Source organism: Salmonella enterica subsp. diarizonae (genome assembly GCF_008692785.1).
Lineage (GTDB): Bacteria > Pseudomonadota > Gammaproteobacteria > Enterobacterales > Enterobacteriaceae > Salmonella > Salmonella diarizonae.
This window is the reverse complement of sequence record NZ_VXJV01000009.1, coordinates 136,618-152,418: the sequence shown is the minus strand read 5'-3', so window position 1 is coordinate 152,418 and position 15,801 is coordinate 136,618. Positions and strand designations below refer to the sequence as shown.

Here is a 15,801-nt window from a genome sequence, read left to right as displayed (position 1 = left end):
ATAACAAGGATAATTATAATGAAAAAACTAGTCGCATTATTGCTGGCCGGTTCGGTCATGCCCGCGTGGGGAGGTATCTATATTTATGGCACTCGTATTATTTATCCGGCGCAGAAAAAAGAGATTACTGTACAATTAATGAATGAAGGCAGCCGCAGTTCGCTGGTGCAGTCGTGGATAGATGACGGCGACACCAGCCTACCGCCGGAAAAAATTCAGGTGCCTTTCGTCATAACGCCGCCGGTTGCGAGGGTTGGTGGTGGGTCCGGTCAACAGTTGAAAATTAAACAGTTGGCGAATAGCCTGCCGAAAGATCGTGAAAGCCTGTTTTTTCTTAACGTCCTGGATATTCCGCCTAACCCAGCGGAGTCTGAAAGTCAGAACATCATTAAATTCGCTATGCAGAATCGCATTAAATTTATTTATCGCCCACAAGGTATCACTGGTGTAGGTAAAAATAGTTTTTCGTATCTGCATATCAGGTATACCAGCGGTAGTATTACTATCAAAAACAATTCAGCCAACTGGATAACTATTCCTGACGTAACAGGTAATTCAAAAATTAATAAAGAAACACTATTACTGGCACCCTGGTCGGATAAAACGGTTACTACCGCCACTGTTGTTAATTATTATAAAGTCACCCTTATTGATGATCATGGTAACTATTTGAGTGAAAAAATAAAAACTGGAAAATAGCTCAAGGACTGATTATGTCAAAGATAAACTCCATTACGCTGGCCATATTGTCAGTGCTGGTAACTTCATCCGTATGGGCGGAAGAAGAAACGTTTGATACCCACTTTATGATTGGTGGATTAAATGGCGAAAAGATTTCCCGTTATCAGATTGATGGCGATAAGCCCATGCCCGGCATGTATGAAATGGATGTTTATCTGAATAATCAGTGGCGCGGTCATTACGAAATCAATATTAAAGCCGATCCGGACGCGACATGCTTAACCTGGGCGCAGTTACAGCAAATTGGTATTCGTACCGACAATATTAAAGCAGATAAAAATGTGGATTGCGTACCGCTGCGTGCGGCGGTACAGGGCGGCAGCATTGACTATGATATCGGGCAGTTTATGCTGAATTTACGCGTACCGCAGGCATATGTGAATGAATATGAGCCAGGTTATATGCCGCCTGAAACCTGGGATCGTGGGATTAACGCTTTTTATACCTCTTATTATGCCAGCCAGTATTACAGTAATTATAAACATGGCGGCGATGATAAAAGCAGCTATGTGAGCCTGAATAGCGGATTAAACCTGCTGAGTTGGCAACTGCATTCCAATGCCAACTATACAAAAAGCAACGAGGGTAGCGGCCAGTGGAAAAGTAACACCCTGTATTTGGAACGCGGCATTCCGCAGATTCTCGGCACGCTGCGCGCCGGAGATATGTATACCGGGTCGGACATCTTTGACGCCGTGCGTTTTCGCGGCGTGCGTATCTGGCGCGATATGCAAATGCTACCAAACTCGAAACAGAGCTTTACGCCGGTAGTGCGTGGGATTGCTCAGAGCAACGCGCTGGTATCTATTGAACAAAATGGTTTTATTATTTATCAGAAAGAGGTCCCTCCCGGTCCATTCGCTATTGATGATTTGCAGCTTGCTGGCGGCGGCGCGGATTTGGATGTTAGTGTAAAAGAAGCTGACGGTTCAGTATCACATTATCTGGTACCTTATTCATCGGTACCGAATATGTTGCAAGCGGGCGTGTCGAAATATGATTTTGCTGCGGGACGTAGTCATATCGAAGGCGCGAGTAATCAGTCTGATTTTATACAAGGTAGCTACCAGTACGGTCTGAATAATTTGCTGACGATATATGGCGGGACAATGTTGTCGGATAATTACTCTGCATTTGTACTCGGTACTGGCTGGAATACGCTGATTGGCGCGGTATCGGTAGACGCCACGCGCTCGCATAGCGAACAGGATAATGGTGATGTTTTTGATGGGCAGAGTTTTCAGGTAGAGTGGAATAAATATGTTGCGCAGACCGGAACGCAGTTTGCTTTGGCAGCCTGGCGTTATTCGTCACGGGATTATCGAACCTTTAACGATCACGTATGGGCGAATAATAAAAATAATTACCAGCGCGATGAAAATGATGTGTATGACATTGCCGACTATTATCAGAACGATTTTGGTCGGAAGAACAGTTTTTCACTTAATATCAATCAGGCATTACCTGCCAACTGGGGATTTCTGGCGGTCAGCGGCCTGTGGCGCGATTATTGGGGACGCAGCGGAACCGGTAAAGATTATCAATTAAGTTATTCAAACTCCTGGCAACGTATTAGCTATACCTTATCCGTTAGCCAGACATATGATGAGGATCACCATGAGGATAAGCGTTTTAACCTGTATATCTCGATTCCGTTCTCATGGGGCGACGGTATTTCTACCCCGCGGCGCGATCTGTTCGTTTCTAACTCAACAACGTTCGATGATGACGGTTATCAATCGAATAACACCAGTTTAAGCGGCGTGGCGGGGAACCGCGATCAGTTTAGCTATGGCGCTAATCTGAGCCACCAGCGACAGGGTAGTGAGACAACAGCGGGCGGCAGTCTGGTCTGGCGTGCGCCGATAGCGACGGTGGGCGGCAGTTACAGCCAGTCGAATAAATACCAGCAGGCCAGCGGCAATATTCAGGGCGGTATCGTGGCGTGGTCCAACGGCGTGGCGCTGGTTCCCCGGTTGTCGGATACTTTTGCCATTGTTAACGCGCCGGGACTGCAGGGCGCAGCGGTGCAGGGCCATCGGTACTTAACCACGGACAGCAAAGGCTACGCTATTTATGACAGCTTAACGCCGTATCGCGAAAATATGCTGATGCTGGATCTTTCCAACAGTGATAGCGATGTTGCGTTATTGGGCAACCGCAAGGGTGCAGTGCCTTATCGTGGCGCGGTGGTACTGGCGGAATTTGAGACCGATCGACGTAAACCCTGGTACTTCCTCGCCCGGCGTCCGGATGGTTCTCCTTTATCGTTCGGCTATGAGGTAGAAGATAACGCGGGTAATAACGTCGGCCTCGTAGGTCAGGGTAGTCGGTTATTTATTCGCACCAATGATATTCCCGCGTCGGTACGTGTCGCGGTGAATAAACAGCAGAGGCAGTTCTGTACCATCACCTTTGAGAAGGTGATTAATGAGAATAAAGTCTATATTTGCCGATAAGGGATGCGTTTATGAAAAAATATGGGTTTTTGTTTTTACTATTAATCCCGCTGTTGGGACAAGCAAAATGTACGCCGAAAGGAACTACGAGCGCAACGCAACCTATTACATTGGATTTAACAACGGGATCAACAACGGTAAATTTTAATCCCAATTTACAAGGATCATTTGACTGCAATACGACAGGCGATAAAATGTACTATGCGACAAGTTTACAAGACTATATCGTTGAAATAAAAGATAGTGCCAGTAGTCAGTCAATTTTTATCAAACTGACACTTGAAAGTTCAGATTTTCCTGTTAATACAGGCAGTGATAGAATTGCCTCAGTTAAAAATTATTCGGTAGATGATACTCTGAATAATAAACAAATGACCCTTAAAGCATCGTACGTAGCCGCAATGTCATATAGTTCAGATAATGGCGAGAAAGTATACGGTAATTCGTTCAGCTTATCTAAGCCTGCGGTTAATTTTTTATCTAATAATTCATGTAACTCAAATATTTTGGCGTGGATAGTGTGTTCTGCCCTGCGGTTGTTTAGCAATGATAATGCCTACTCCCAATATTTGACGTTTACCGTCAAACACAAGCCCACCACCTGTCGTTTTTCACAGCCTACATATGAAATAAAAATGCCGGATACGACGTTAAATGAGATTTTGTCCGGCAATAACAGTAAAACGGGATCGACAAATCTGGTACTCAATTGCGACGGGGTTTATAATGTTACCACCAACCCGGTGAGTTTTAACGTGGCGCGCGGCAACTGGAACGACAACGGAACGATACTGAAAAACACGATAACCAATGGCGCCCAAGGCGTTGGTTTCCAGATTTATAACGGCACCGCCGCCACGCCGTTAAAACGGGGTGATGCTCTGATGAGCAGGTTAACGAAAATGGCGACAATCAATGATCAGTATACTTTCCCCATTACCGCGAGATACGTGCGTATAACAGGGGAAGCACTACAGCCTGGCGAAGTCCAAAGCAAAGTTATATTTGCCGTATCCTATGACTAATTAGCGTAATGATGATTTCCCCTGTTTCACGTACTTTCGTCAAGAAAGTACGTGCTTTTTTTACCGATGATAAAAAATCTCGCCGTCATAGGCTTTGATGATTTTTCCATCGGCATCGTTAATCAGCACATACGCGCCGCCCATATAGGTCCAGTGGGTACCGGCATCCGGCGCGGGCAGATTACGTAATTTCCACTGTTTAATATTGTACTCATCGGTGCGGTACATCTGCGGAACGGTATCACCGGGCTTGAAGTGTGTGAAGTCGGCAATAAAACTCTTTAACTCATATTGATCAATGCCCGTTGTCGCGGGGGCGGCCCATGCAAAACTGGTTGCAAGCAACAGCGCGCAAGGCAGCAACTTACTTTTCATACTTTTACCCTCCACATATGCGGGTCAGTTAACGTCGTGTGTATCATTTCTGCTGGTGGCGCATCTGACAAGCGCTATTTTGTTATCTCACGCCCCTTTTCGTAAAAAGTGTAAACGAAAGCGTCGTGCAGCAACATATCCGGCAGCAAGTTTGCCAGAACCGAATAGGTTTTGAGAACTATCTGATAACACTGAAATTATCATCCGCCACTGGCTGTAAATTTACATTGCCTGGCGCAGACAGTATGCTTAATAGCGAAACCCCGCTTAACACGGCGGGGCTTCACGACTCGGGGTGCCCTTCTTTATGAAGGCTGAGAAATACCCGTACCACCTGATCTGGATAATGCCAGCGTAGGGAAGTCTGACACTGCTCGTGTCCCTTCTTCACGCGGGCAGGAGCTGAACCATGCAGCCTGACCTGCACTGCCGTACGCTTGCGGCACATACGTTAAAACACTTTCGCGCGCTCTCCCCGCTTACGCACTGTATGACGAATGACGTCGTACAAACGTTTACCGCCAATACGCTGCTGGCGCTGGGCGCGTCACCCGCTATGGTGATTGATCCTGCCGAGGCCAGACCGTTTGCCGCCATCGCCAACGCCTTGCTGGTTAATGTCGGAACATTAACCGCCTCACGTGCTGACGCGATGCGTGCTGCGGTAGAAAGCGCTTATGATGCCAAAACGCCGTGGACGCTCGACCCTGTCGCGGTGGGCGCGCTGGAATTCCGTCGGCGATTTTGCCTGGAGCTCTTGTCCCTGCGCCCGGCGGCAATACGCGGCAATGCCTCGGAAATCCTGGCGTTAGCCGGCATGGCGCTGGGCGGACGCGGCGTAGATACCACTGAAGCGGCGTTGGCCGCACTGCCTGCGGCGCAGGCGCTGGCGCGTCAGATAGACTGCATCGTTGTGGTCACCGGAGAGGTAGATTACGTCACTAACGGTCAGCGCACGCTGAGCATTCCCGGCGGCGATCCGTTAATGACTCGCATTGTAGGCACCGGCTGTGCGTTGTCGGCGGTCGTTGCCGCCAGTTGCGCGTTACCGGGCGCCGCGCTGGACAATGTCGCGTCGGCCTGCTGCTGGATGAAACTGGCAGGCCAGGCCGCGGCAGTGCGTAGCGAGGGACCGGGCAGCTTCATCCCGGCTTTTCTTGATGCGCTATATCATCTGGATGTGGAGGCGCGCCAATGAAGAGAATTAACGCGCTGACGATTGCTGGCACCGATCCCAGCGGCGGGGCCGGTATCCAGGCGGATCTCAAGACCTTTTCCGCGCTGGGCGCATATGGCTGTTCGGTCATTACCGCGCTGGTGGCGCAAAATACCTGTGGCGTACAGTCCGTGTACCGGATAGATCCGGACTTTGTCGCCGCTCAACTAGATTCCGTGTTCAGCGATGTGCGCATTGATACCACGAAAATCGGGATGCTGGCGGAAACCGATATTGTCGAGGTCGTGGCGGAACGACTACAGCGCCATCATGTACGTAATGTGGTGCTGGATACGGTGATGCTGGCGAAAAGCGGCGATCCGCTGCTCTCGCCCTCCGCGGTAGAAACATTACGCGTCCGGCTGTTGCCGCAGGTATCGCTGATTACGCCTAATTTGCCGGAAGCCGCAGCGTTGCTGAATGCACCCCATGCGCGTACGGAACAGGAGATGCTGGCGCAGGGGCGGGCATTACTGGCGATGGGGTGTGAGGCGGTATTGATGAAAGGCGGGCATTTAGAGGATGCGCAAAGCCCGGACTGGCTCTTTACCCGTGAGGGCGAGCAGCGTTTTAGCGCGCCGCGTGTGAGTACCAAAAATACGCATGGGACGGGCTGTACGCTGTCGGCGGCGCTGGCGGCGTTACGGCCCCGGCATTGCAGTTGGGGAGAGACGGTAAACGAGGCGAAGGCATGGCTTTCGGCGGCGCTGGCTCAGGCGGATACGCTGGAAGTGGGGAAGGGCATTGGTCCGGTACATCATTTCCACGCGTGGTGGTAGTATACTGCCTACAGACCCGTCGTCAGGAAAAGATAAATGGAACAAGCACATACCCGGCTCATCGCGCAACTGAATGAACGAATTTCAGCGGCGGATAATACGCCGCTATACATGAAATTCGCCCAGACGGTAAAGGATGCCGTTCGCAGCGGTATTCTTGAGCACGGTAATATTTTGCCTGGCGAACGCGATCTCAGCCAGCTTACCGGCGTTTCGCGTATCACGGTACGGAAAGCGATGCAGGCGCTGGAAGAAGAGGGGGTCGTCACGCGCGCCCGCGGCTACGGTACGCAAATCAATAATATCTTTGAGTATTCCCTGAAAGAGGCGCGGGGATTTTCTCAGCAGGTTGTCTTGTGCGGTAAAAAACCGGATACGCTATGGGTTAACAAACGCGTGGTAAGTTGTCCGGATGAGGTCGCTCAGCATCTGGCGATCCCCACAGGCAGCGACGTCTTTTTACTCAAACGTATTCGTTATGTTGATGAGGACGCGGTATCGATTGAAGAGTCCTGGGTGCCCGCGCATCTGATTCATGATGTCGACGCGATTGGCATTTCTCTGTATGACTATTTTCGTCGCCAGCACATTTACCCTCAGCGTACCCGATCTCGCGTCAGCGCCCGGATGCCGGATGATGAGTTTCAGTCGCATATTCAAATGGATGGTAAAGTGCCGGTGCTGGTGATTAAGCAGGTGGCGTTCGATCAGCAGCAGCGGCCTATTGAATACAGCATCAGTTATTGTCGTAGCGACCTATACGTTTTTGTGTGCGAGGAGTAGCGCCTCGCGCGTGGGCGCGCAGTCGCCGCCGCGATGCCTGACCACCCAGCTTGCCACCGCATTTCCCAGCAGTACGGCATCCGCGAGCGACCAGCCTGACGCCAGTCCTGCCAGTACGCCGCCAGCATGGCTGTCGCCCGCGCCGATGGTATCCACCACGGTAGCCGGAAACGCTGGCACAAAGCCGGAAGATTGCGCGCTAAAATACCACGCTCCGTCTTTATCGTGGCGCACTACCAGCGGCGCGGAAAAGCGTTTTACCCATGCCTCGCCGAAAGGGCGTGTACCGGTCGCGAACCCGACGCGTTCCGCGGCGATGATTGCCTCCTGGCGATTGAGGGAGACGATGGGCCGGCAGGCCATAATGCGCGCCATTGTATCGTCTGTAATATCACCGATTCGTGGGCCAAAATCGATAAAAGGCGTTACATCGTCGACGGTTTCCAGCCACTGGATCAGTTGTTCGCCACAGGACGAGGCCAGTTGATAGCCGGACAGGTAGACAAGACTGCCCCGCGGTGTCCTGAGCTGCGACAGCCAGTCCGCATTCCACTGATTTTCCACGCCGCTAAAAGACATAAACGTGCGTTCGCCATCCGGTTCGACTAACGCCAGACACCAGCCGTTATCCCCTTCAACCGCGTCAATCACGCTGGATAATCCCTCTTTTGCCAGACGGCGGCGAATCCTCTCCGCCCACACGCCCTGGCCCAGTGGCAGCGCATTGCTGGCGTCAATCCCCAGTCGTTTCAACGCCACGGCAATATTCAGCGCACAGCCGCCGACATTGACGCTCTGTTGTTGCAGTTCAATATCGCCTCCGCGACGCGGCAATGTCCAGGCGTCGGCAATGATATCGATCACTGCCGCGCCGATAACGGTGAGCGGACGCCGGGTGTGCAGGGTAGGTAATAATGTCAGCAACCGTGCGCCGTTCATAATGCCTCCCGCCGTTGACGATAACTCGCCAGCGCAACGGCATAGCGCGCAAAATCCAGCTTATTAACCTCGTCCAGCGTTTGCTTTAACTGGGGGTTAATGGCACTTACCCCGTGTAACGCGCCGCAAATGGCCGTCGCCATCGCGCCGATAGTGTCGGTGTCGCCGCCGAGGTTAGCGCATAGCACGGCACAGCGGTTAGGATCGGTATTCGCCAACTCCACCATGGCGATAGCGCAGGGAACCGATTCAATGGTGCTGGTTCCCGCGCCGATGATCTGATATAGCTGTTCGCTGGCTGATTCGACGCCGTCGGCGCGGCGGACAATTTTTAGCGCCAGTTCCAGACGTGCCGATAGCGAGGCGCTAAACGTGGTAATACGCGCTGTCTGCGCCTGATGGGCGACGGCGGGGAGCGAGTCGGCAATACTTTGCCACGTGTCGCCGTTAACCGCTCGCGAGACGGCCCAGGCGATGACCACGGCACCAGCCACCGCCAGATCGGATTTATGCGTCGGGCTGGAGGCTAACGCCACTTCTGCTATAAAGGCTGTCAGGTTGGTTGGCGGCAACAGGCAGCCCAACGGCGAAACGCGCATGGCCGCGCCGTTAGTCACGCCGTTGTTTTCCAGCGCCGCGATGGGTTTGCCGTCGCGAATCGCGTTCAGCGCAATTTTTGACGTCGGGCCGAGTACATTTTTATTGAACGCATCAAAGCGTTCCGCCCAGGCGAGGATGTTACGCCCAATAATCTCGGGATCAATGTTGCCTTCGCATTCGAGCAGCGCGTCGGCCAGGCAGAGCGCCATTGCGGTATCGTCCGTAAACTCCGCGCGGTTAAAATAGCAGGCGGCATTATTCTCTTCTGGGCCGGGCAGAAAGTGGTCAATCCAGCCGAAATGCGCTTTGACGCGCGTTCTCGGCCACAGCTCGGAGGGCATTCCCATCGCATCCCCTAACGCTTGCCCGTAAAGAGCACCGAGAATACGTTCTGCTTTCATTTTACTTCCCCTTGTGTCAACGCAATATCGCGAGTGTCAATAGCAGTGATCTCTTTGTCCGATTCGCGAAAGAAAATCATAAACAGTAGCGCGATGATGGCAATCATTACTGCGCCAAACGTCCACATGCCCGCCCAGTTGAATGTCAGACCGTTAACCGGTTGCGGATAAGCAAACATTTTTTCCATCATCACACCGCCGAGACGATAACCCAGCAGGCTGCCGAATCCCTGACAGCAGAGGGTGATAAGCCCTTGCGCAGCGGTACGCATATGAACCGGCGTTTTTTTATCGACATAAATGTAGGCGGTGACATAGTAGAAATCGTAACTTACGCCGTGCAGCAAAATACCGAGGAACAGCAGGACGTAAGTGAAATATGTCTCCGCGCCGCCATAGACAAAAAAGCCGTAGCGGATCGCGGCGGTAACAAGACCAAGCAATAATACCTTTTTAATACCAAAGCGCTTGGTGAAAAAGGGCAGCGCCAGCATAAAGAAGATTTCAGAGAACTGGCCGAGCGTCATCCAGCCGGTGGCGTTTTTCATTCCCACCTCCGTCAGATAGCCGTTAGCGAAGATGTAGTAGAAGGCCAGCGGCATCGCAAACAGGAAGGAGCAGATGAAGAAAACGAGAAAGTTTTTATCGCGTAGCAGGACCAGCGCATCCAGCCCCAGCATCACTTTAATATCCATCTTGCCGGTGCTTTTTGGCGGCGTGTCTGGCAGACAGAACGCAAATACGCCCAGCAACGCTGAACTTGCGGCGGTGATTAGCAGTGGAATGTTGGTGGGGGAAATATCGTTATAGCCTAACATTTGCGGCAGGAATCCACAGGCGAGGCCGGAGGCTATCCACCCAATGGTACCCATAACGCGAATGCGTGGAAAATCGCGTTCAACGTCCGGTACGTTAGCGAAGGCAATGCTGTTTGTCAGCGCGATGGTCGGCATATAGGTTAATGAATAGGCCAGCAGCAGCGGAAAGAATCCGGCAAAGGTGGTTTGCTGCGCCGCGAAGTACATCAGTACGGCGCCCGCGAACATCAGTACCGCCAGCACTTTTTGCGCCGAGAAAAAACGATCGGTAACGGAGCCGACCAGAATCGGCGACAGGATCGCCGCAATGGCGGTACAGGCATAAGACCAGCCTATTTCACCGGCGGAAAACCCGCTTTTATTTAGCCATAGCCACAGGGGGACGAACCAGGCACCCCAGATAAACCACTCCACGAACATCATGAATGACAGTTTAAAAGTCGTTTTCATTTTTGAATCCTTCATGACAGGTAAGGTACGCCACGACAATACCATCTAATAATACCTTTTAAATACCATTGAGCATTAATTTTGACCGATCTAACACTTTTTCGTACGTGAATCGAGCCAGCAGATAGCGCCGAAAAAATGCGCTAAAGTTGGCAAAAATGATCGGTCAGTACCAGGCTTATTGCGACCCGCAATCTGCGGGGCAGGACTATTCACCTTCCGATACCCTATCGGAACTTACGGGAGCATAGCTATGACTGATATTGCGCAGTTGCTTGGCAAAGACGCCGACAGCCTTTTACAGCATCGTTGTATGACCATTCCTTCCGATCAGCTTTATCTTCCCGGCAAGGATTACGTTGACCGGGTGATGATTGACAATAATCGTCCACCTGCCGTTCTGCGTAATATGCAGACGCTCTATAATACTGGACGCCTGGCGGGAACAGGATACCTTTCGATACTGCCCGTCGATCAGGGGGTGGAACACTCAGCCGGTGCCTCTTTTGCGGCCAACCCGCGCTACTTTGACCCAAAAAACATTGTTGAATTGGCTATTGAGGCCGGCTGTAACTGCGTGGCCTCTACCTACGGCGTACTGGCCTCGGTTTCACGGCGCTATGCGCACCGTATTCCGTTTTTGGTCAAATTGAATCACAACGAAACATTGAGCTATCCGACGGAGTATGATCAGACCCTGTACGCCAGCGTTGAGCAGGCGTTCAATATGGGCGCCGTGGCGGTAGGCGCGACGATCTATTTCGGTTCGGAACAGTCTCGTCGCCAGATTGAAGAGATCTCCGCTGCTTTTGAGCGTGCGCATGAGTTGGGCATGGTGACCGTATTGTGGGCTTACCTGCGTAATTCTTCCTTTAAAAAAGACGGCGTTGATTACCATGTATCCGCTGACCTGACGGGTCAGGCCAACCATCTGGCCGCCACGATTGGCGCGGATATTGTGAAACAGAAAATGGCCGAGAATAACGGCGGTTATAAAGCGGTAAACTTCGGCTATACCGATGACCGCGTGTACAGCAAACTGACCAGCGATAACCCGATTGATTTGGTACGTTATCAGTTGGCGAACTGCTATATGGGACGCGCCGGGCTTATCAACTCCGGCGGTGCGGACGGCGGCGACACTGATCTCGGCGACGCGGTTCGTACCGCTGTGATCAACAAACGAGCCGGGGGGATGGGGTTAATTCTGGGACGTAAAGCCTTTAAGAAATCGATAGCTGATGGCGTGAAGTTGATTAACGCCGTACAGGATGTCTATCTGGATAGCAAAGTCACCATCGCCTGAGTCCAACGAAGAAAAGCCGGATGTTAGCGCATCCGGCCAGCGGTAGGTATTATTAACGCAGCAACGGGCAGTCCGGCGGTAGCCGACAGCGTAATGCGCCTGGCAGGACCTCAATATGAAATTCTTGTCCGCTGAGTGGTTCGCCATCCAGATTAAACGTGATTTCATGCGGCGCATGAATATCAAACCACGCCGAGGTACCGTCAATAATATTCGGATTGTCATCTGACTGCGTGAGTGTGGAAAATAGCGTCGGCAGCAGCTCTTCGCCGGTAAAAATCCGTAGCTGTAACAGCCCGTCGTTAATCAGCGCGGTGGGACATAATTGCTGCCCGCCGCCGGCCTGACGACCGTTGCCGATGCCGATCACCAGCGCATCTCCCTGCCAGTGAAAGTTTTCGCCACGTATTTCGCAGCGGTCAGGTTTCAGCGTATCCATTCTCATCAGACCGTGGATAAGATAGGAGACGCCGCCCAACGCGGTCTTGAGTTTTTCTGGCGTTTCGGTGGTGATGCGGGTGCCAAAACCGCCCGTCGCCATATTGATAAAACAGGTTTTATCATTGACCCGGGCCATATCAATTTCCATCGCGTTTCCGGCAATCGCCAGTTTCAGCGCTTTGTCCAGCGCTTCAGGAATACCGGCGCTGGTGGCAAAATCGTTGGCGGTGCCGAGCGGCAAAAGGCCCAGTGCGGGGACTACGCCGTCGCGGATCTGGATGAGCGCGGTAGATACTTCATTAATGGTGCCGTCGCCGCCGCCAGCAATTACCGTTTCAACGCCCAGCCTACGGGCTTCATCAACGTAACGCTGCGCGTCGCCTTTTTCCCAGGTTACCCGAACGTGAATCTGTATGCCTTCGTCGCGAAGTAGAGTAATGGCCTCACGTAGCGGCTGATTATCAGCGCTTTTGCCATTGAGGATCAGTAAGCTGGCGGGAAAGTTAGCCATCCGTTATGCCTTAATATGTTGAACAACAACCTCCAGAAAGTGTATAGCAGAAATGAGAAAGCGAGGTCAGAACAGGATGAAAATTGAAATGTTGCGCACTTATTGCTTTACCGTTTTTCTGCCTGGTATACGCAGCGGTAAGCGAAGCATGGTTTAAGGCAAATGGCGACAAGAGAGATGCCGTTATGCGCATTGAGTATCGCTTGTGGTAGTGCAAGAAAACCACAAGGGGCAGTCAGACGCTTTCCGATATAGCGCCTTTGATAACGAAACGGAGGATTAACAAGACGACCATACGTCCGTTATCAGTATTAATATTCAAACACCACAATATCAGATAATAACCTGATATTTATTACCAAAAATACTTTTTAATAGCATAAAATCGAAATATTACTTAGACTGCTTTGGCAGAACCAGGACACACTATTAGACGCTCACTATGCTATCCATAAAACAAAGCGTATATAGATGATGGCTTAGAGAGGTATCTTATTGTCGTACTTTTACCCAAAAAGGGGCTGTGAGCTTCACTTTTCTGACAAATACAATAAGTGAAATCATACTGACATGTAGTGTTTTCTACTTAGAGAGAGAATGAAAGGGGAATTATATGAATGTTAATCCAGCGGTGAATGCGCAAACGCCATTGTTCCCTCCTTCTGAACGGCGTAATGAAGAAAAACCAGTAGCTGAAATCGTTGAATTTCACGCGTACGGCAATAAACCCAGATGTTTAATGTGCCTGGGAACCTCGGCATTGTTTACAGGTATTTTCAGTGGGGTATGCTCAGGGGCTGTCGCCAGTGTCAGTAGCGGTGCTACATATACTACCGCCCTGACGGTTTTAGGCGCATCGTTTGGCATGGGGTGTATTGGTCTAATGGGAATATGCTCCGGACTATACCTTAGCGAAAATGCCGTTAGAACCCGACCGGCCGGGCCATAAATGTGTAAACACAGCAAGTCATAGAGAAAGGATGAATTCAGGAGATGATTCGATGGTTTTAAGTGCTCAGGTCAGAGCCTTATGACTTATATGGAAATTTTTAGAGTATGAGGTTGTTATGTATTCAAGAGCCGATCACTTATTAAGAAAATTTTCACTAAAATTAAATGTAGATTCAATTGTCTTTGACGAAAACAGGTTATGCTCATTTCTTATAGATAACTGTTACCGTATCTTACTGTCAAGTACTAATAGCGAGTATATAATGATATACGGTTTTTGCGGAAGGCTTCCGGATAATAATAATCTTGCTTTTGAGTTTCTCAATGCTAATTTGTGGTTCGCAGAGAATAATGGACCACATTTGTGTTATGAGAATAACTCACAATCATTATTACTGGCTCTCAATCTTTCACTCAATGAAAGTACTGTAGATAAACTTGAGTGTGAAATTGAGGTGGTCATTAAGTCAATGGAAAATTTGTATCACATTTTACAGGATAAAGGAATAATTCTGGATACTGACTATACGTGACGATGGGAATGATGAGTAAAGCTGGGCTATAACGATTTCCTCCATGAGCTGGCAGTTAAACAGCTTGTGTTCATAATGATATTATCATGTTTAAATTCAATAAAATCACAAAATGCGTGATAATCTTGTGTAAGAGAGCCGTTAAAATAATGTCTCAACCCTTTACTGAGCCAATCATTATAGGGATCACCATAAGGTTTGCTGTGCATAATTTCGAGCCCTTTTATTAATGCTGGATGTTCGCTGCGGTTAACAGCAATAATTCCATTTTCAAGGCTAACATGATTATCTTTACGGCTTACATGAATAGCAATACCATCAGGTAAATACAAAATGCCCAGTTTATCAGTAAGTAACATGTCTGCATCAAGATATATGCACCCGCCTCCAGGTTGCAGATGATGACAACCAGGTTTGCCAGCTTCCAGAAATGCATTGCTTCCTTTTAGCATGAAAAGATTTCTGTAGAAGTCAAACCATAAGTGACCACTGTATTTATTATGCGATGAAATAAGCGTTTCCTCTGGATTGTTTTTCAAGACATCTTCCAGGCTTTTTTTTATTCCGTTAAGCAAGACTTCATCTCGTTCACTTGCTGACTGAGCTTCCAGTTTGCTGATGTTTTCTAAATAAATGGTCGTTAACTTTTTATCATACATACTATAATTAAGGTCAGAGTTATAAATAACTTTTATGTTTCTATAATCCTTTTCCAATTTAGCTAATGCTTTTTTTTGTCCATTGCTAAAATCGCCATCAACGAAAATACCGATAATTCTTTCTTTTTCTATTATAGCAGCATTGATAATATTATTAAGGTAAGGGTTTTTCTGCGTATTGATAATGGGAATTTCATTTTTACCAAATCTATCTGGATTGCGTTCAAGCCACTGAAAAACTAGCGGTGTTTGATGATCTAGTGGTAATAGAGGATAATCAACCCCAGCAAAACTTACATGGCCTGATGAAGGTGGGCTGATCGTAGGTGCGATGGTTTGGGTATTACTTTGACATGAAATCAAACCTCTAATTCTGGAAAACATTATTTTAATCCTTGCAAAAGCGGCATTAAAACGTGCCATAATCTTGTACTCTTCGATCATCAGTTTTTAACCTTAATTTAATAGGTTGTAAACTTTTTGTGTAATTTCTCATAAAGCAGTTATTGATTTAATTCATTGATTTTAAATGTAAAAATAAGAAATAAATTATATCCTGTTCCAGAATGATTTTCACACTTCTTGCCCTGATGCTATGTCATTTCCTGGTCGCCGTCAGAATGTTATGCCCTGAGTCTGACCGGATACGGGGAGGGTTATGACTTGCGGGTCGGCAATGAATAGGGAGGTCACGCTAAACTAAGTGCCCATTTGCGCTTTTGTTAATGTGGTCAATATTTAGATGTGGTGGGAAGTGCCGCTTTTTTTATGGATTACACGCAAAAAATAAGCCTGCGTAAGGGAGATTACGCAG

Annotated in this window: 15 protein-coding genes and 1 riboswitch; of the genes, 9 read left to right on the top strand and 6 right to left on the bottom strand. The window is 49.3% G+C overall.

The features are described from left to right. Positions 1-18: 18 nt before the first annotated feature. From F4V72_RS19050 to F4V72_RS19040, 3 genes are read left to right on the top strand one after another with little or no spacing between them, the layout of a single operon-like run. The gene (locus F4V72_RS19050; protein WP_023248289.1) at positions 19-699 is read left to right on the top strand and encodes a fimbrial assembly chaperone; all 681 of its coding nucleotides are present in this window, start codon (positions 19-21) and stop codon (positions 697-699) included. A gap of 14 nt (positions 700-713) precedes the next feature. Beyond that, complete coding sequence (locus F4V72_RS19045) at positions 714-3,200, top strand: fimbrial biogenesis outer membrane usher protein (protein ID WP_136058193.1); 2,487 nt, start codon at positions 714-716, stop codon at positions 3,198-3,200. An 11-nt stretch (positions 3,201-3,211) separates the two neighbouring features. Beyond that, complete coding sequence (locus F4V72_RS19040; RefSeq protein ID WP_053528853.1) at positions 3,212-4,225, top strand: fimbrial protein; 1,014 nt, start codon at positions 3,212-3,214, stop codon at positions 4,223-4,225. A gap of 60 nt (positions 4,226-4,285) precedes the next feature. On the opposite strand, the gene rcnB is transcribed toward F4V72_RS19040, so the two are convergent. Then, positions 4,286-4,600, bottom strand: a complete 315-nt coding sequence (gene rcnB / locus F4V72_RS19035; RefSeq protein ID WP_048591779.1) for a Ni(II)/Co(II) efflux transporter accessory subunit RcnB — start codon at positions 4,598-4,600, stop codon at positions 4,286-4,288. Positions 4,601-4,881: 281 nt separating this feature from the next. Beyond that, positions 4,882-4,978, top strand: a riboswitch (TPP riboswitch). 31 nt (positions 4,979-5,009) lie between these two features. Here rcnB and thiM point away from each other — a divergent pair. The 3 genes from thiM to F4V72_RS19015 are packed head-to-tail and all read left to right on the top strand — an operon-like array spanning position 5,010 to position 7,378. After that, positions 5,010-5,798: a hydroxyethylthiazole kinase gene (gene thiM / locus F4V72_RS19025; RefSeq protein WP_023248285.1), complete on the top strand. Its 789-nt coding sequence runs from the start codon at positions 5,010-5,012 to the stop codon at positions 5,796-5,798. Further along, entirely contained in the window at positions 5,795-6,595 is an 801-nt protein-coding gene (gene thiD / locus F4V72_RS19020) for a bifunctional hydroxymethylpyrimidine kinase/phosphomethylpyrimidine kinase (RefSeq protein WP_023248284.1), read from the top strand. Before thiM ends, thiD begins: the two co-directional genes overlap by 4 nt. 36 nt (positions 6,596-6,631) lie before the next feature. Next, positions 6,632-7,378: a GntR family transcriptional regulator gene (locus tag F4V72_RS19015; protein ID WP_053528855.1), complete on the top strand. Its 747-nt coding sequence runs from the start codon at positions 6,632-6,634 to the stop codon at positions 7,376-7,378. Here the strand turns inward: F4V72_RS19015 and F4V72_RS19010 are convergent. The 3 genes from F4V72_RS19010 to F4V72_RS19000 are packed head-to-tail and all read right to left on the bottom strand — an operon-like array spanning position 7,352 to position 10,586. Beyond that, positions 7,352-8,317 (bottom strand): PfkB family carbohydrate kinase, encoded by a 966-nt coding sequence (locus F4V72_RS19010; protein ID WP_053510420.1) that lies wholly within the window; start codon positions 8,315-8,317, stop codon positions 7,352-7,354. The genes F4V72_RS19015 and F4V72_RS19010 overlap by 27 nt on opposite strands. Further along, the gene (locus F4V72_RS19005; protein WP_136058194.1) at positions 8,314-9,318 is read right to left on the bottom strand and encodes an ADP-ribosylglycohydrolase family protein; all 1,005 of its coding nucleotides are present in this window, start codon (positions 9,316-9,318) and stop codon (positions 8,314-8,316) included. The genes F4V72_RS19010 and F4V72_RS19005 overlap by 4 nt, the downstream gene beginning before the upstream one ends. Continuing rightward, a complete protein-coding gene (locus F4V72_RS19000; protein ID WP_136058195.1) occupies positions 9,315-10,586 on the bottom strand; it encodes a nucleoside permease in 1,272 nt (423 codons plus the stop codon). The genes F4V72_RS19005 and F4V72_RS19000 overlap by 4 nt, the downstream gene beginning before the upstream one ends. A gap of 253 nt (positions 10,587-10,839) precedes the next feature. On the opposite strand from F4V72_RS19000, the gene fbaB reads away from it, so the two are divergent. Beyond that, complete coding sequence (gene fbaB, locus F4V72_RS18995) at positions 10,840-11,892, top strand: class I fructose-bisphosphate aldolase (protein WP_080190643.1); 1,053 nt, start codon at positions 10,840-10,842, stop codon at positions 11,890-11,892. 52 nt (positions 11,893-11,944) lie between these two features. Here fbaB and yegS read toward each other — a convergent pair whose 3' ends face one another. Next, complete coding sequence (gene yegS, locus F4V72_RS18990; RefSeq protein ID WP_136058196.1) at positions 11,945-12,844, bottom strand: lipid kinase YegS; 900 nt, start codon at positions 12,842-12,844, stop codon at positions 11,945-11,947. Between the two features lie 613 nt (positions 12,845-13,457). Between yegS and F4V72_RS18985 the strand changes: the two genes are divergently transcribed. Both F4V72_RS18985 and F4V72_RS18980 read left to right on the top strand, forming a co-directional pair. Beyond that, entirely contained in the window at positions 13,458-13,793 is a 336-nt protein-coding gene (locus F4V72_RS18985; protein WP_053528859.1) for a hypothetical protein, read from the top strand. Positions 13,794-13,911: 118 nt separating this feature from the next. Then, positions 13,912-14,328, top strand: a complete 417-nt coding sequence (locus tag F4V72_RS18980; RefSeq protein WP_023248278.1) for a CesT family type III secretion system chaperone — start codon at positions 13,912-13,914, stop codon at positions 14,326-14,328. Positions 14,329-14,354: 26 nt separating this feature from the next. On the opposite strand, the gene sseK is transcribed toward F4V72_RS18980, so the two are convergent. Next, complete coding sequence (gene sseK / locus F4V72_RS18975; RefSeq protein ID WP_136058608.1) at positions 14,355-15,410, bottom strand: type III secretion system effector arginine glycosyltransferase; 1,056 nt, start codon at positions 15,408-15,410, stop codon at positions 14,355-14,357. Positions 15,411-15,801: the final 391 nt, after the last annotated feature.

Bases quoted from the DNA above. Each gene is read 5' to 3' on its own strand.
- F4V72_RS19005 (WP_136058194.1), bottom strand. From the start codon at position 9,318: ATGAAAGCAGAACGTATTCTCGGTGCTCTTTACGGGCAAGCGTTAGGG.
- thiD (WP_023248284.1), top strand. From the start codon at position 5,795: ATGAAGAGAATTAACGCGCTGACGATTGCTGGCACCGATCCCAGCGGC.
- fbaB (WP_080190643.1), top strand. From the start codon at position 10,840: ATGACTGATATTGCGCAGTTGCTTGGCAAAGACGCCGACAGCCTTTTA.
- thiM (WP_023248285.1), top strand. From the start codon at position 5,010: ATGCAGCCTGACCTGCACTGCCGTACGCTTGCGGCACATACGTTAAAA.
- rcnB (WP_048591779.1), bottom strand. From the start codon at position 4,600: ATGAAAAGTAAGTTGCTGCCTTGCGCGCTGTTGCTTGCAACCAGTTTT.
- F4V72_RS19050 (WP_023248289.1), top strand. From the start codon at position 19: ATGAAAAAACTAGTCGCATTATTGCTGGCCGGTTCGGTCATGCCCGCG.
- F4V72_RS19000 (WP_136058195.1), bottom strand. From the start codon at position 10,586: ATGAAAACGACTTTTAAACTGTCATTCATGATGTTCGTGGAGTGGTTT.
- yegS (WP_136058196.1), bottom strand. From the start codon at position 12,844: ATGGCTAACTTTCCCGCCAGCTTACTGATCCTCAATGGCAAAAGCGCT.
- sseK (WP_136058608.1), bottom strand. From the start codon at position 15,410: ATGGCACGTTTTAATGCCGCTTTTGCAAGGATTAAAATAATGTTTTCC.
- F4V72_RS18985 (WP_053528859.1), top strand. From the start codon at position 13,458: ATGAATGTTAATCCAGCGGTGAATGCGCAAACGCCATTGTTCCCTCCT.
- F4V72_RS18980 (WP_023248278.1), top strand. From the start codon at position 13,912: ATGTATTCAAGAGCCGATCACTTATTAAGAAAATTTTCACTAAAATTA.
- F4V72_RS19040 (WP_053528853.1), top strand. From the start codon at position 3,212: ATGAAAAAATATGGGTTTTTGTTTTTACTATTAATCCCGCTGTTGGGA.
- F4V72_RS19010 (WP_053510420.1), bottom strand. From the start codon at position 8,317: ATGAACGGCGCACGGTTGCTGACATTATTACCTACCCTGCACACCCGG.
- F4V72_RS19045 (WP_136058193.1), top strand. From the start codon at position 714: ATGTCAAAGATAAACTCCATTACGCTGGCCATATTGTCAGTGCTGGTA.
- F4V72_RS19015 (WP_053528855.1), top strand. From the start codon at position 6,632: ATGGAACAAGCACATACCCGGCTCATCGCGCAACTGAATGAACGAATT.